The following is a 15,792-nucleotide window of genomic DNA, read 5'->3' on the forward strand; positions in this document are numbered from 1 at the left end:
CACCCCGGAAAACGGCAACACTGGTCACGGACCAACAACAAATCTTTTAACGCTGCCGACGGACGATACTTCGCACGTCCCACATCAATAGCCGCCCCAGTCCACGGATCAGTGAGCACCCGCACCATCGAGGGAGCATCCTGAGCTAACTTCAACGCCACTCCCATCGGGATGGGACCGTACCCTTCAAGGTCAGCTAGCCCCCGGCGAGGATTCACCAGTGCTTCCACCGCCGGGATAGTCACCACTACTCGCGGTTTCAACGGTGTCCCATTGGTAGTGGGCCATCCGTCTAAGAGCGCGTCACGCAGAATATCTGCGTGACGTTGTGCTTGGGTCCGAGTATCGTCTGGGTCTACGTCTTGCTGGGCAAAATATTTCACCGTGTTATAAATCGAGTACACGTCCTGCGCTGGTGCGTAAAGCTTCAACGCGGCCATCCCATCAGGCTCATCCCACACGGTCACACACCGTGCCTCCTTCGCAGATTCGTGACGATCAGCAGCCGAGACGGGATCTAATTTACGGTGCAACCGGCGGGCACGCTGACTAAAACTAGCGTCACTGGCGGTCTTCGCAACCGGTAAGAGTGAGTGCTCCATGCGGCGGATATCCTCTGGGGCAAGGTCTTGTGCTTGCTTCACCATCTCTTGGGCGGCTTTAGTGGTGATCAGCCCGCGGGACAACGCGTTCAACGTCTCAGGACATAGGTAGCGTAGTCCTTTGGCGGTGAACAGTTTCGACCGTGTTTTCTCGACCGTTTCACGCAAGGCGACGGCCGCTTCCGCGACGAAGCTGGAGGTGATGATCTGGTCGCTGGCGGGGTCCACCCCGTAGTAGTGTGCGCTGATGCGTTGGTCGCGTTGCTTTTCTGTTTCACCTGCAGGGGCGGTGCTGGTGGTGTCGGCAGTGTATTCGGCGGCTGCGTGGGCGACCAGTTCGATGCTGTCGGTGAGGATCACTGCTTCGGCTGCGTCTAGGGCACGGCGTAGGTGGGCGATGGCTTGGAGTTCGGTGAGTCCTTGGCTGGGGTTGGTGCGTGCCGGTCCGTGGTAGAGGGTGGAGGCGAGTTCTAGGACTTGCGCGAATTCGTTTTCGTGTTCAATCGCGCTAGTGAGTGGTCCGTCGAGGTGGGAGATGTTCCTGGTTCCTGGCGGGTTCAGCGGTAGACGGTGTTCGTCGTCGTCGTTGGTGAATGCATGCTGAATGCTCATAGTCTATTTTCCCGCGTGGTACCGACATTTTGGTGGGGTTTTCACGGGTTGTGGACTGCTCAGAAAAGAACTTTTGCCATCTTGGATTACTCTATTTTTGGTCCAAAGCTAAAACGATGATCTTAGCTAGATACGAAAGAAAACCATCGGCTTTGAACTATGCCAAGCCTGAGCATTTTCATATTGCCTGTTAGTAAGTGACTGAAAAATTGCGTCACTCGCCAAAGGCTGGGCCGACGTTTAGTTCTTGGGCAATAAGCTCGAGGCCAAGGATTCTAAAGCCCCGGGAACTACAGAAAAGTATGCCCACACCCCACGCTTTTCGCGATGCAGGATGCCCGCGTCAACCAGGATCTTCAAATGGTGGGAGACCGTGGGTTGTTTCAACCCCAGCGGCTCAGATAAGTCACAGACGCAGGTTTCCAACTCTTCGCTTGACGACACGATGGAAAGAATCCGCAGTCGGTTGGGATCGCTCAAGGCTTTGAAGCGCGCGGCGAGCAGCTCGGCTTCCGTGAGCTGCAAAACCTTGTCACCAGAAGCTGGAACACAGCACGTCTCATCGGTTATCTGTAGACCCAACTCAACAGTATCTGTGGTGGTTGCACTCATGTGGACGGCCCTTTTCTACACTCTTTACAGAGATTGACAAACGTCGATATAGACAACCATACTCGAGACATCGACATTCGTCGATGTCTACTTTTGGAGCGATGCCTGCGTGACACCTACGACCGCGCCTGACACGGCCCCCGTGTCGGTAAAACTTTCTTTCCTTGACCGATATCTCGCGCTATGGATCCTGCTAGCTATGGGCGTCGGTCTGGGATTAGGGCGTATCTTCCCGCAAATTGGCGCGCTCCTAGATCGTTTCACCATCGCTGGGGTTTCGGTGCCGATCGCTATCGGCCTGCTAGTGATGATGTATCCGGTCCTTGCGAAGGTCCGTTACAACGAAACTGGTCGGGTGTTGGCCGATAAGAAACTTATGATCACTTCACTAGTGATCAACTGGGTATTGGCTCCGGCGTTCATGTTCGTCTTGGCCTGGGTGTTCCTTGCAGACCTTCCCGAATACCGCACCGGTCTGATCATCGTAGGCCTTGCTCGTTGTATTGCCATGGTTTTCATCTGGAACGATCTGGCATGCGGTGACCGTGAAGCTGCTGCGGTATTGGTCGCTATCAACTCCGTCTTCCAGGTGTTTGCCTTCGGCGCTCTGGGCTGGTTCTACCTACAGCTCCTTCCATCTTGGCTCGGATTGGAAACCACTAGCGCAGAATTCTCCATCGCCGCGATCACGCTTTCGGTCTTAGTCTTCCTGGGCATTCCACTACTCACCGGATTCCTCACGCGAACCTTCGGTGAAAAGATCAAGGGACGCGACTGGTACGAGAATAAATTCTTGCCAAAAATCGGACCATGGGCGCTATACGGACTGCTGTTCACCATTGTGTTGCTCTTCGCGTTGCAAGGCGACAACATCATCTCCAAGCCACTGGACGTAGTGCGCATGGCGATTCCGCTATTGATCTACTTCGTTGTGGTTTTCGGAGCCGGAATGCTTATCGGCCACGCGCTAAAGCTCGGCTACCCACGCACCACCACGCTGGCATTCACCGCTGCTGGCAATAACTTTGAGCTAGCCATCGCCGTGGCTATCGCAACCTTCGGAGCTACCAGTGGACAGGCTCTGGCAGGCGTAGTCGGCCCGCTAATTGAGGTACCAATCCTCGTTGCATTGGTCTCCGTAGCCTTGTGGGCCAGAAAATTCTTCCCCACCACTTCGACAACTATTTCTTCCTAGGAGATCATCCATGAGCACCATTGAAAAGCCATCAGTATTATTCGTTTGTGTCCACAATGCCGGCCGTTCGCAGATGGCCGCAGCATTCCTCTCACACCTCTCCGAAGGTCGTATCGAGGTACGCTCAGCAGGTTCGGCGCCGGCCAACACGGTCAACCCGGCCGCGGTTGAAGCTATGAACGAGTTGGGCATCGATATGTCCGCCGAAACTCCGAAGATCCTAACCACTGAGGCCGTCAAAGACTCAGACGTCGTGATCACTATGGGTTGCGGCGATACGTGCCCAATCTTCCCAGGCAAGCGGTACGAGGACTGGAAGCTTGATGACCCGGCTGGCCAGGGTGTCGATGCTGTTCGCCCGATCCGCGATGACATTCGTGGACGTATTCAGACGCTCATCGCAGAGCTTCTACCCACCGCGTAAATCCGTCTTTTAGGAGTCAAAATGACCACGAACTATCCCGTAGTTGTCATTGGCGCCGGACCAACCGGTCTGGCAGCCGCCGCACACCTGATCGAACAGGACCAAGAAGTTCTAGTTCTCGAAGCAGGAGCAAGCGTTGGCGCCGCCATTGAGCAGTGGAAGCACATTAAGTTGTTCTCCCCCTGGCGCTTCAACATCGATGCCGCCGCGCGACGCTTGCTGGAAAACACCAGCGACTGGGCAGCCCCACGGGAAACCAAGTTGCCTACCGGCGCTGAACTACTGGAGCAATACCTCGAGCCTCTGGCAAATCACCCCAAGCTAGCCTCACAGATCAAATACGGTCACCGAGTGACCAAGATCAGTCGCTTGCATCAGGATGGTCGAGGCATTGATAAGGCACGCACCGCAGACCGCGATGAGTCGTTGTTCTTGATCCGCACCGAAACCACGCAGGGCACTGTAGACCTTCAGGCACGCGCAGTCATTGATGCCACCGGCACCTGGAACCAGCCAAACCCGGTAGGACGTTCCGGTATCGAGGCAATTGGCGAGGCCGAAGCCCGCGCCGCAGGCTTCATCACGTCCCCCTTGCCAGATCCATTGGGTGCAGACAGCGAAGATCTTGCTGACAAAACCATCCTGGTACTTGGCGCCGGCCACTCGGCGGCGAACACCATCATCTCGCTGGGCCGTTTGCAGAAAGAACACCCTGACACCAAGGTGTTGTGGGGCTTGCGCGGTCAGGCAAACCCGATTCGTCTTTACGGCGGCGGAGCAGCAGATGAGCTTCCCGCACGCGGGCAGCTGGGCACTTCGCTTCGTCGACTGGTAGAAAATGAGCACGTCAACCTAGTAGAAAACGTGTCCGTTAGTTCCCTGACGGTCGGCGAGAAGTTGAGCGTGAAGCTAGCTGACGGCCGAGTGCTGGAAGTGGACCGAATCGTTCCGGCCACCGGCTTCCGTCCGGATCTGAGCATGCTCTCAGAACTGCGTTTGGATCTTGACCAGACCGTTGAAGCACCCAGTGCCTTGGGTCCTTTGATCGATCCAGAATTCCACAGCTGCGGCACCGTCAGCGCCCACGGCGAGAAGGAGCTTTCCCACCCGGAGAAGAACTTCTACATCGTTGGCATGAAGAGCTACGGACGCGCACCTACCTTCCTGATGGCCACCGGTTACGAGCAGGTTCGCTCCATCGCCGCTCACCTATCCGGAGATCACGAGGCTGCCCGCAGAGTTGAACTGGACCTCCCTGAGACCGGAGTATGTTCTACCGATCTAGGTGGCTCCTGCGACGCGCCAGCGGCGGCTTCATCCTGCTCCAGCGAACCAGCACCTGTTGCCGATTCATGCTGCGGGTCAACCGTTGAGGCTGCTCCGGCCACTGATTGCTGTGGGACCGAAGCTCCGAATAAACAGGCCAACGACTCGCAGGATTCTTGCTGCGGGTCGGCGGAACCGCTGACCATCGGTTTTGCAACTGGCACATTGCATGGCAATGTCGAACTAGCAGAAAAATAACCCTCCGGTGTCACGGTGGCTGTTCGCAGCTGCCGTGACACCACTGCTAACTTTTCTTCCCCCCTCCCTGACTCTCCCAGCACCTCAGGAGCCCTGATGCGCCCAACTAATCCACCTCGACGTTTCGCTCTTCGATCCCCGAGTTCCGTCGCGGCACTCGGACTTGGAATCACCGTGTTACTAACCGGGTGCGGCTCCGACTATCCGCTCGGTGAGGCGCAGAAGGAGGCCGCTAAGGCAAATACCTCCGACTTGCGTGGCACCTTGACCGGTGGTGGCTCCACTGCACAGAACGCTGCCATGAACGCGTGGACTACCGGTTTCTCTGTCCTGCATCCCAAGGTACAGGTGCAGTATGCCTCGGTTGGCTCCGGCGCCGGACGCGAAGGCCTGCTGGCCTCAGCTACAGAATTCGCTGGCTCAGATGCGTACCTCAAAGACGAAGAGGTCAAGCGCTCGCAACAGACTTGCGGACCGGGTGGTGCCATCAACATCCCCGCCTATATCTCCCCTATAGCCATCACGTTCAACCTGCCAGGTATCAATGAATTGAACCTTGACGCGGACACCATCGCCGGTATCTTCAACCGGGACATCCGCTCTTGGCAAGATCCTGCGATCGCCAAGCTCAACCCAGGGGTAGAACTGCCCGATGTCCCGATGACGGTAGTGGCACGCTCCGATGATTCAGGCACCACCGAAAACTTCACCGAATATCTGCATAGCGCCGCGCCGAAGGTCTGGAAGTACGAGCCCGATGGTAGCTGGCCTAACGATATTTCCTTGGAAAAAGCGCAGGGTAACGCCGGCGTCGTAACCACCGTGGCACGCACCGAAGGCACCATCGCTTACGCCGACGATTCACTCGTTGACGCAACCTTGGGCAAGGTAAAGCTCAAGGTTGGTGACGAGTTTGTCGAGGTTAGCGGAGAGGCAGCTGCCCTAGCAGTAGCGGAATCTAAACGCGTCGAAGGCCGAGATACCCACGATATTGCCCTTGAACTAGACCGGAAGACCACAGCACCCGGAGCATATCCGTTGGTACTGGTCTCCTACTTGCTGTTCTGCAGTTCATACGAGGATCCGCAGACCGTGGAGCTGATCAAAACCTTCGGTCACTACGTAGTCAGCGATGAAGGCCAAAAGATCGCCGCTGATTCCGCAAAGAGTGCACCAATGCCAGAACGTTTAGCTAAGGATGCAAACGCCGCGATCGACTCGATTGACGTGCTCGGCGCAAACTAGAAGATTTCTTATTCAAAAGGTGGCGACGGGTTTGATTCCGTCGCCACTTTTTATTCCACTTCGCTTAGTGACCGCCGAGCTTTCCACGCATGCGTTCACGCATATTGGTACTGGCCAGGTTCAGACCTGAAACTTCCACATTTTTCCCATACTTTTCGTACTTGTCCGTAATGGAATCTAAAGCCGCTATGGTCGAGGCATCCCACAGATGTGATTGATGCATATCAATGACGACGTTCTCAGGATCCTCAGCGTAGTTGAACTGCGTGTACAAGTCATTGGACGAAGCGAAGAATAACTCTCCATTGACCACATACTTCGCAATTTCCTGATCAAAATGTTCTTCCACCGTGCGGGTCACCGTCACGAAGTGTGCCACGCGGTTTGCGAAGAGCACCATCGCGGTCAATACACCGGCGCCGACGCCGATTGCGAGGTTGTGGGTGGCAACGGTGAAGATCACGGTCACCAGCATGACGGTGGTTTCGCTCTTAGGCATCATACGCAGAGTGGAGGGCTTGATACTGTGCCAGTCGAAGGTTGCAATCGATACAAAGATCATCACGGCAACCAGAGCGGCCATCGGGATCAGCGCAACAATATCGCCTAAGACGACCACCAAGATCAGCAGGAAGACACCGGCAAGGAAGGTGGAAATTCGTGTACGCGCGCCGGAAGCTTTCACGTTGATCATGGTTTGCCCGATCATCGCGCAACCACCCATGCCGCCAAAGAAACCGGTAATAATATTTGCGGCGCCCTGTCCCCAAGACTCGCGGGTCTTGTTCGAGTGCGTGTCGGTGACATCATCTACCAACTTGGCAGTCATTAGTGATTCAAGAAGTCCCACGAAGGCCATAGCCAGGGCGTAGGGGAAAATAATCTGCAACGACTCAAGGTTCAACGGAATATCCGGGAAGAACAGCGCCGGCAGAGATTCAGGTAGGTCTCCCTTGTCCCCTACCGTAGGAACAGCCAGGGACGCAAAAACGGTGATGAGGGTCAAGACGGCGATGGCGACCAGCGGAGCTGGGATCGCGGTAGTAAGTTTCGGTAGGCCGAACACGATCAACAGTCCCAGCGCGGTCAGTGGGTAGACCAGCCAAGGGACACCTAGTAGTTCTGGGACCTGGGACATGAAAATCAGGATCGCCAGCGCATTGACGAAGCCAACCATCACCTGACGCGGAATGAACCGCATCAGTTTGGCAACTCCTAAGACCGCAAGAAGAACCTGGAAAATGCCGGCCATAATTACTGCGGCGATGAAGTAGTCAATACCGTGACTTTCCACCAACGGTGCGATCACTAGGGCGATGGCACCGGTAGCGGCGGAAATCATGGCGGGACGTCCGCCAAGGAAGGCGATTGAGACCGCCATGGTAAAGGACGCAAAGAGACCAATGCGTGGGTCAACTCCGGCGATGATGGAGAAGGCGATGGCCTCTGGAATGAGGGCCAGCGCGACGACCAGTCCGGCGAGTACTTCGGTTTTAAGTAGACGCGGAGACTTCAAGGTTCGTAGCACCGATTGCCGCTCCACGGGTGTGAGAGCTTGGTGTTCTACGGGTGCTTGTGTGCTCACGAATGAGACTCCATTCATTGATGGATTTAGGGCATAAGCCCTTGGGATTGCATAGAATTCTTGGTAGCGCGTCGTTGCGCTCAGTAGGAGTCAAGGGCTACCTCTTCGGTAGGGCTTGCAAAATCTAGTTCAACTCTAACCTAACGTGAGGGTAGGGTTGTAATTGACGATCACGGAGGATCCCATGACTGAACCCGAACCAATAGCCACCAACACGCGCACCCTACACATTGGTGACATGGTCGAGGCCACAGGACTCTCACACCGCACCATCCGTCACTACGATGAGGTGGGACTCCTGCCGGCCAGTACCCGTAGCGAGGGCGGATTTCGCTTATATACCGAATCAGATTTACAGCGCATGCTGGTCATCCGTTCTATGAAGCCACTGGGTTTCACCTTGGAAGAGATGGGCGAACTGCTAGATACAGTAGACATTTTGGACGCTGAACCGGGCAACAAAACCGCACGTGTTAAGCTCGACGAATACACCGAACGAGCCATCACCAAGCGCAATAAGTTGGCACTAAATCTTGAACGAGCCGAATCATTCATCGCTGACCTGCATACCAAATGAGTGAGCACTGCTCGCGCATTCAGACCATTTCGGGGACATTTTCTAGCTACCAATAGCAGGAAGTAGCGGACAAAAACCGCATTAGGGGCCAGTGGCCCGACACTATAGAGTTGAAGTATGTCCTACTTGGTTATCACGCATGTGCAGCGCTTGACCGCTGCCGTTTTTCCTAAGGGGAAACTGCTGACCAAGCGTGCCAGTGGCACCAACGGGTGGATGAGTTCCTGGGGAACGAACGCGCACGGCGAAATCGCTGGCTGCCCACCACCGCGCTACTAATCGCGCGCCCCACACACTTTTATTAGGTACCTTTCGCGCGCCTTCGCGCCATTTTCCCTTTCTCTAAGAAGGACACCTTATTTTGTCGCACCCATCTTCTGACGCAACCCGTCAAGCACCGCATGCCATCTGGCGCGGAATCAATCAGACGCTCAAACAAGATTCCATGGGTGGCCTGTTGTTGCTTTGCGCGACAATTGCCGCTCTGATTCTCGCCAATTCTCCGGCCGCACCCTGGTATGAGAATCTGCGAGATTTCACCTTTGGTCCCGAATCACTGCACCTGAATCTTTCCGTCGGAGCCTGGGCCGCTGACGGCCTGCTAGCCATCTTCTTCTTTGTGGTGGGCCTGGAGCTTAAAGAGGAGTTCGTAGTTGGCAAACTGCGCAACCCGCGCACCGCGCTAGTCCCCATCGCCGCTGCCGTTGGTGGCGTCGCGCTACCCGCAGTGTTTTACACCCTCGTCATCACCACTTCCGGCAGCAGCGCAATCAATGGATGGGCGATTCCGGCGGCGACCGATATCGCCTTCGCCGTAGCCGTGATTGCGGTGGTCGGAAAATTCCTACCCCCGGCCCTGCGCACCTTCTTGCTGACGTTGGCGGTAGTAGATGATCTGCTCGCCATTTCGATCATCGCCATCTTCTACACCGATGATCTGGCGTGGCTCCCACTGCTCATTGCACTACTTCCGCTAGCACTCTTTACTATTGCAGTGCAGCGCGGAGTCCGTGCGTGGTGGATCCTCATACCTCTGGGAGTGAGCGTGTGGGCGTTAGTTCATGCTTCGGGTATTCATGCCACTGTTGCCGGAGTGCTTTTGGGCTTCATGGTGCCCGTTATCGCTTCTAAGCGTGCACGAGTCAACGTTGGAAAGAACAAAGACGGGGAACCAGTCTACGAAGGATTAGCAGCTCATTTTGCTGACCGTTGGAGCATTGCCTCCTCGATCATCGCCATCCCAATTTTCGCTTTCTTCGCCGCCGGCGTTGCTATCGGTGGTTTTGCGGGACTGCGCGAATCCTTGCTCAGCCCCGTTGCACTAGGCATCATCGCGGGCCTGATCCTGGGCAAATCTATAGGCATTACCACCGCGACCTTCTTGGTCACCAAGCTTCCCGGTATCGAGTTAGACCGCAGCATCAAGTGGATCGACTTGCTCGGTATGTCATTTATCGCCGGCATCGGTTTCACCGTTTCACTACTGGTCGGAGAACTAGCCTTCGGCGCGCAAGGTGAAGAAGCCCAATATGTGAAGGTCGGTGTGCTGTGCGGCTCGCTGCTGGCAGCATTCATCGGCGCACTTATTCTTGGTGCGCGCAACCGCACATACCGTGCACTACAGGCGGACATGAAGTAGGCCTATTTCTTTCGCGTAACAGATCGTGAGTCCCCGTCATGCTAAGTCGTCTTGCATCTTTGCGTGGGTCTTTCACGCAAAGGTGTTCACGATGACGGAGGAGTTCCTAGCCCTGAAATCACTGCAATTTTGCGGCCAGCGGTATCACTTCTGGAGAGTCCTTGTTGAGACCATCTAAAGCGCCAACATTTCAAAAGTTCAGTGCTTGAGAAACCAGCAATGCCAGCTTGATAAACCATAAGGCAAAAGGTCGGTCCCGCGGGACCGACCTTTTGCTCATGCTGCTAGTTATTTGACCTTGGCTGCCTCCTTGAGCAGCCCGGTCTGGATTCGGTCCTGCTCATCGATGTCGGCAAGGCTGATGCCCTTGGTTTCCTTCATGAAGTACACCGCCACCATCGTGACTATCGCGGCAAACACGATGTAGCCGGCCACGGGCACCCAGGATCCGTAGACCTTCAACAGGAAAGTTGCGATGATCGGTGCCATCGAACCTGCCACGATCGAGGTGACCTGGTAACCCAGTGATACACCGGAATAACGCATCCGAGTGGGGAACATTTCGGCCATAATGGCAGGCTGCCCGGCATACATCAATGCGTGCACCGCCAAGCCACCGGTGATAGTCAGCAAGATGATGAAGTCATTGGAAGTGTTGAACAGTGGGAAAGCGATGACTCCCCAGACTGCCATCAGGATCACTCCGGTTGCGTAGACCGGGCGGCGTCCACGGGTGTCGGTCATCCGGCCCACCAGTGGAACGACGATTGCGTGGAATATATGTGCCAGCAGCATCAACCCAAGGATCTCGGAGGTATCCATTTTCAGTTGGGTGGCCATATAGGTAATCGAGAAGGTGACGACCATGTAGTACATGATATTTTCACCAAATCGCAGTCCCATGGCGGTAAATACGCCTCGTGGGTAACGTTTGAAGACCTCTTTGACGCCGTAACCGGCTGCCGCGTTTTCTTCCAGTTCTGCTTTGGCTTCTTGGAAGATCGGGGCATCTGAAACTCGGGTGCGGATGTAGTAGCCGACGATCACGATGATCACCGAAAGCCAGAAACCTACACGCCAGCCCCAAGCCAAGAAAGCTTCTTCGCTCAGTGTCGATGAGAGCACAAGCAGCACGACGGTGGCCAACAGGTTACCGATAGGAACCGCAGCCTGTGGCCAAGACGCCCAGAATCCGCGCTCCTTATTTGGTGCGTGTTCGGCGACAAGCAGCACCGCTCCACCCCATTCGCCACCGACGGCGAAGCCCTGCAGGAAGCGCAAGACGATCAGCAAGATCGGAGCCGCATAGCCAATGGAGTCGAATGTTGGGAGGCAACCCATGAGGAAGGTGGTGGCACCAACAAGTACGATGGCGATCTGTAGCAGGTGCTTGCGACCGTATTTATCACCAAAGTGGCCGAAGACGATGCCGCCAATAGGGCGGGCGATGAAGCCGACCGCGTAAGTCAGGAAGGCTTTGATGATGTTGTCTAGCTCGTTGCCCGCGTCGGGAAAGAAGATCTTGTTGAAGACCAATGTGGCGGCGGTGGCGTAGAGGAAAAATTCGTACCATTCCACGACGGTGCCGGCCATGGAGGCGGAGACGACCCGGCGTAAGCCTTTACGTTCGGCCTTGGTTGAGGTTTCGGATACCAATGGTTTTCCTTCCAGCGTGAGGGTCCGAACCCGAACCCACCAGTGATGACTAAGAATGAGTATGTCCTAGGTCACAGTGTGATGGTAGGTAAAAACGTCCCAAACCAGTAGCCTCTTTCGCACATCAAGGGTGCACCAGTGCACAGCATGCGTCAGGTTGTTAGCGAAAATTCGCTGCACTCCATAAGACACTCAGTCGGTGGTGCAGCTGCGCAGTGTTCAATAAGCGGAGCCGGTGGGCCGGTGAGTTATGGTCAGGATTGACGAAATCAGCGAAAACTTATGCCGACATCTCTTCGCGGTCATCTGAACGCTAAGAGCCACACAGCTTGAAAGCACGCCCACCACGCGTCGGCAGCTCGTCGAATGTCCGAGATCGCGTGCTGCGTCTAAACAGCGAGTTGTCCTCCGTCGAGGCAACGTAAAATTTGGCTCCTGGACTTCAGCGACAAGTAGTCTCGGTGTAGGGACAGGAGAACTCATGAGTGAAAAACCTGAGGTTTATGGGGTTGACGTAGATGCGCAGACTCGGTGCGCGCACTACCGCCAAGACATCGACGTCATTGCGATCAAGCATTACTGCTGCGGTAAGTACTACCCATGCCACCTATGCCATGAAGAAACTGCCGGGCATCCGGTAGTGCTGTGGCCAGCCGAGAAATTTACAGACCCCGCAGTACTCTGCGGGGTCTGCTCACTGCAGCTAAGCGTCAACGAATACCTCAAGACGAACACTTGCCCAGCCTGTGATGCGCTATTCAATCCAGGGTGCAAGCTACATCTTAAGCTGTATTTTGAGGTCTAAAGCAAGCCCGAGTCAGGGACGTCCAACCCGAGAAGCGCGTTCTCCACAACTTCCATCAGCGCCGGGTGAATCCAGTACTGACCGGTGGCCGCGGTGTGCGCGTCAATATCCAGGTTCATCGCCATGATGACCGGCTGGATCAGGTTGGAAGATTCAGGACCCATCGCGTGGGCACCAACCAGCTTGCCGGTGCGCTTGTCAGCCAACACCTTAAACAATCCGGTCTGTTCTTCCATCGCCCAACCGTAAGCAGTATCCCCGAACTTCTGCGTCTTCACCGTAAGGTTTTCCGCGCCAAGCTGTTCACGTGCTTCATCTTCGGTGAGCCCAATGATTGCGATCTCCGGGTGAGTGAACACCGCAGCCGGTACCGCTCGGTTTGAGTTTTTACGCAAAGATCCTGGGTGTTCTAGGTTGTAGGCGACCAGGCGTGCCTCGTAGTTGGCCACATGCTTCAGCTGCGATGCGGAGCTAATGTCACCGAGTGCGTACAGACCGGTGACAGGTTCACCTGCGCGTAGCACCCGTTGGTATTCGTCAACCTTGAGTCGGCCGTCTTGGTGGAGGTCCAGCCCGGCTTGTTTGGCACCAATCTTATCGGTGTTAGGGATTCGCCCAATAGCGACCAATACCGCGTCGGTGCGCAGAGTTTCATCACCCAAAACCACATCCAGACCGGAATCTGTTTGACGAATTGCCTGCGCCTCGGTGTGATAACGAACCGTCCAGTGAGCGGCGGCTTCCTTGTTGTAGGCTTCGGAAATTTCGGTGTCTAGCTGGCGCATCAACGCACCAGAGCGCACCAGCTGGGTGACCTTGGTGCCGAGCCCGGAGAACATGGCGGCGAACTCGCAGGCAATGTAACCGCCGCCGACAATCACCAGAGACTCTGGCAGTTTGTCCAGACGCATCACGCTATCCGAGGTATGCACCGCGTCAAGGTCGATACCTTCGATATCAGGCATGCTTGGGCGGGAGCCGGAAGCAATGACGACCTGCTTAGCGGTGACGGTGGTGCCGTCCTGAGCGGTCAGCGTATTGTCTTGCCCTAAGGTGACGTACTGGGAGATGAGTTCAACGTTTTCTAACCGTTCACGGTAGTCCTCACCGCCCGAAGATATCGCATCAATTCGGCCAAAGATCCGGTCACGCATGGCTGGCCAGTCAACATTGTTTACCGACATTTTCACGCCGAGACGTGCAGCCTCTTCCACACCGCGCGCCAGATGGGCCGGGCGAACGAACATCTTCGTCGGGATACACCCAACGTTCAGGCAGGTACCGCCGAAGGTCGAGCCTTCGGCGATAGCCACCTTCTTGTCATCCCAGTAATTGGTAATTAGCGAGTTGCCCGAACCCGAGCCAATAATAGCGAGATCTACGTTGTGCGAAGTCATGGACTCATCGTAATTCAGCGCGAGACGTTGGACCGAGTTTTCGCCTCGAAGCGAAGCTAGGTTACTTCGCTTCGGCCGGGATATCAGATAGTTGCGGGCTTTGCGGCACTACCAGGACCGGACGGCTTTGTTTGTGGCTCAGCGCGACAGCGATTGACCCGTCCATGAGCTCTTCCATGCGGCTACGTATCCCCGGTCGCCGGGTGCCAATGGCTATTAGCTGGGCGTCGAGCTGTTTGGCAACGCGAGCCAATGCCTTGGCCGGATCTCCAGCGACGCTGCGAGCTTCCCAGCGCACGTTGTGGCCTTCGAAGGACGCGGTGAGTTGTGCAGCCAGGTCTGGAGAGAAATCCTGTGGGATCTGTTCTTCGCCGTCGAAAGTGGTGTCGGCGATGATTTCTCCGGTGGGTAGCCGCTCGGTGACAAAACGTCCGGAATCTACGTAGATGCACATAATTTTTGTGTCCGTCGGCGCTGCCAGTCCAATGACGGCTTCCAGCACCGAAGGCGACTGTCCAGGCTCAACACCAACGAGAAAAATACGCTCGGTCATCTGTACTCCCACTGATCAGGCCGAGTTGATCTTCGGCTTCACTCACGACTTACTTTCGCCGTTAAACCCATTATGACAGGGAGTTTCTACGTTGTCTGCAAAAGTCTGGAAACCTCTAGAGCGGCCTAACCGGACTAGACTACACCGGCTTAAAGTCATGGTGTTGGGGTCCCGGACATTCTCCGGAACCCCAACATGCTCGCGCTCGATTTTAGCCGTGATGGCCCGAGTGTGAATTCTTCTGCTCGTGCTGATACCGGTCGTGATGTGCCAATTTTTTCAGGTTAATGTGGCGTTTGACCGCGGGGTAGTATCCGTGGAGATAACCGGTGGAGGTTGGGTGCAAGTTGAACGGGTCTTCAAGGTTGGCCAGGTTAAAACTGATCCAAGGTTGGGTGGCACCCAGTCCATGGTTCATAAACGCTCCGGTTACCGAAACGAAGGAGCTGTCCGTGTCTCTAGTGGCAGCCTTGATATTTCGGTTAAGCGCGTCTCCTAGCTTATTCAGTGCCCGTGCATTCTTGGCCGTAATCAAAGGCTGGTCACCGTGAGAACTGGTGAACAGTTGCGGATATCCCAGCACAAGGATCTTCGCACTGGTAGCCGCATCGATCTGCTTGAGCGTGGATCGTACATCCGCACGCAGCGCCGGCATGGACGCGTAGCCGCTCGCCAGCATCGCCTGGCACGCCTCGGCGGTGCTCCCGTTGGCACAGGCCGCGACGGTTTCACCCCACTTCAGATTATTTCCGCCCAAGGTCAGGGTCACCAGATCTGCTTCCGCCAGTTCTGGTGCTATCAAGGAGGCGGCCTGTGCAATCAGTGCAGTGTTAAACCCTGCGCAGGACACGTCCGCGGTGAGTTCTACGCCGGGCAACTGATCGATTTTGGTCACGTGTGATGGGCCGGTGGCTTGGAAACAACTGTCTAAGGGACCTGGTTTGATAGATCCCGAGCCGAAGCCGGCAGAATACGAATCACCCAAATTTACGTAGTTGATGACCCCGTCGCTATGGCTTCGCGTGGTTGGAGTAAGTGCCGTGGCCGGTGCCATGCCGGCCACCATGAGGCCGGCACTAGCGATGCCGGCGGTGATGAGCGTCAATAATCTGGACTTCTTGATGCCGTTCATTGGATTGTCCCCTGTTTCCAGCGTGCGCAGTGTCTGGAACACGGCGCGAATTGCCCGTACGGCCGGGCCACCATCATGGGATTATGCCTTAGGGTGCGAATTCCCGAAGCCCTTGATCCCCACGATCTAAGGCCACCACCGGGCAAAAACAGCACCGGATGACACACACGCAACCAGATAAAGACCCATGGCTACGTTTGCCATATCCTACGCCGAATCTTCATGCCGGTGAAG

General features: G+C 55.7%; 15 protein-coding genes. 8 read left to right on the top strand and 7 right to left on the bottom strand.

Annotation, left to right across the window (positions count from 1 at the left end):
• Together CQ011_RS13820 and CQ011_RS13825 are read right to left on the bottom strand one after the other, a co-directional pair.
• Positions 1-1,214 (bottom strand): DUF222 domain-containing protein (locus CQ011_RS13820; protein ID WP_105678303.1); only part of this gene is annotated, 1,214 nt, incomplete at its 3' end.
• A 240-nt stretch (positions 1,215-1,454) separates the two neighbouring features.
• Positions 1,455-1,826, bottom strand: a complete 372-nt coding sequence (locus tag CQ011_RS13825) for an ArsR/SmtB family transcription factor (RefSeq protein WP_105678304.1) — start codon at positions 1,824-1,826, stop codon at positions 1,455-1,457.
• A gap of 142 nt (positions 1,827-1,968) precedes the next feature.
• Between CQ011_RS13825 and arsB the strand changes: the two genes are divergently transcribed.
• The 4 genes from arsB (at position 1,969) to pstS (ending at position 6,214) form a co-directional block, all read left to right on the top strand.
• Positions 1,969-3,021 (top strand): ACR3 family arsenite efflux transporter, encoded by a 1,053-nt coding sequence (gene arsB, locus CQ011_RS13830; protein ID WP_286161203.1) that lies wholly within the window; start codon positions 1,969-1,971, stop codon positions 3,019-3,021.
• A gap of 10 nt (positions 3,022-3,031) precedes the next feature.
• Entirely contained in the window at positions 3,032-3,445 is a 414-nt protein-coding gene (locus tag CQ011_RS13835) for an arsenate reductase ArsC (RefSeq protein ID WP_105678306.1), read from the top strand.
• Positions 3,446-3,466: 21 nt separating this feature from the next.
• Positions 3,467-4,969 (top strand): NAD(P)-binding domain-containing protein, encoded by a 1,503-nt coding sequence (locus tag CQ011_RS13840; RefSeq protein WP_105678307.1) that lies wholly within the window; start codon positions 3,467-3,469, stop codon positions 4,967-4,969.
• A 96-nt stretch (positions 4,970-5,065) separates the two neighbouring features.
• On the top strand, positions 5,066-6,214 hold the full coding sequence (pstS, locus tag CQ011_RS13845) for a phosphate ABC transporter substrate-binding protein PstS (RefSeq protein ID WP_105678308.1): 1,149 nt from the start codon (positions 5,066-5,068) through the stop codon (positions 6,212-6,214).
• A gap of 64 nt (positions 6,215-6,278) precedes the next feature.
• Here the strand turns inward: pstS and CQ011_RS13850 are convergent, their stop codons facing one another.
• The gene (locus CQ011_RS13850) at positions 6,279-7,799 is read right to left on the bottom strand and encodes a SulP family inorganic anion transporter (protein WP_286161204.1); all 1,521 of its coding nucleotides are present in this window, start codon (positions 7,797-7,799) and stop codon (positions 6,279-6,281) included.
• Positions 7,800-7,983: 184 nt separating this feature from the next.
• Here CQ011_RS13850 and CQ011_RS13855 point away from each other — a divergent pair, with 184 nt between their 5' ends.
• From CQ011_RS13855 to nhaA, 3 genes are all read left to right on the top strand, one after another.
• The gene (locus CQ011_RS13855) at positions 7,984-8,376 is read left to right on the top strand and encodes a MerR family transcriptional regulator (RefSeq protein ID WP_105678310.1); all 393 of its coding nucleotides are present in this window, start codon (positions 7,984-7,986) and stop codon (positions 8,374-8,376) included.
• Between the two features lie 117 nt (positions 8,377-8,493).
• A complete protein-coding gene (locus CQ011_RS17875; RefSeq protein ID WP_181148151.1) occupies positions 8,494-8,655 on the top strand; it encodes a hypothetical protein in 162 nt (53 codons plus the stop codon).
• Between the two features lie 82 nt (positions 8,656-8,737).
• Entirely contained in the window at positions 8,738-10,015 is a 1,278-nt protein-coding gene (gene nhaA, locus CQ011_RS13860; protein WP_105678311.1) for a Na+/H+ antiporter NhaA, read from the top strand.
• Between the two features lie 288 nt (positions 10,016-10,303).
• On the opposite strand, the gene CQ011_RS13865 is transcribed toward nhaA, so the two are convergent.
• Complete coding sequence (locus CQ011_RS13865) at positions 10,304-11,671, bottom strand: MFS transporter (protein WP_286161205.1); 1,368 nt, start codon at positions 11,669-11,671, stop codon at positions 10,304-10,306.
• Between the two features lie 481 nt (positions 11,672-12,152).
• Between CQ011_RS13865 and CQ011_RS13870 the strand changes: the two genes are divergently transcribed.
• Positions 12,153-12,476: a CHY zinc finger protein gene (locus CQ011_RS13870; protein ID WP_105678312.1), complete on the top strand. Its 324-nt coding sequence runs from the start codon at positions 12,153-12,155 to the stop codon at positions 12,474-12,476.
• On the opposite strand, the gene CQ011_RS13875 is transcribed toward CQ011_RS13870, so the two are convergent.
• From CQ011_RS13875 to CQ011_RS13885, 3 genes are all read right to left on the bottom strand, one after another.
• Positions 12,473-13,873 carry a mycothione reductase gene (locus CQ011_RS13875; protein WP_105678313.1) on the bottom strand — a complete coding sequence of 467 codons (1,401 nt, stop codon included), beginning with the start codon at positions 13,871-13,873 and terminating at the stop codon, positions 12,473-12,475. The genes CQ011_RS13870 and CQ011_RS13875 overlap by 4 nt on opposite strands.
• A 61-nt stretch (positions 13,874-13,934) precedes the next feature.
• Positions 13,935-14,426, bottom strand: coding sequence for a universal stress protein (locus CQ011_RS13880; protein ID WP_105678314.1), 492 nt, complete (start codon positions 14,424-14,426; stop codon positions 13,935-13,937).
• Between the two features lie 211 nt (positions 14,427-14,637).
• Entirely contained in the window at positions 14,638-15,600 is a 963-nt protein-coding gene (locus CQ011_RS13885) for a GDSL-type esterase/lipase family protein (RefSeq protein ID WP_146112629.1), read from the bottom strand.
• Positions 15,601-15,792: the final 192 nt, after the last annotated feature.

It is taken from the genome of Arthrobacter sp. MYb213 (genome assembly GCF_002979915.1).
GTDB lineage: Bacteria > Actinomycetota > Actinomycetes > Actinomycetales > Micrococcaceae > Glutamicibacter.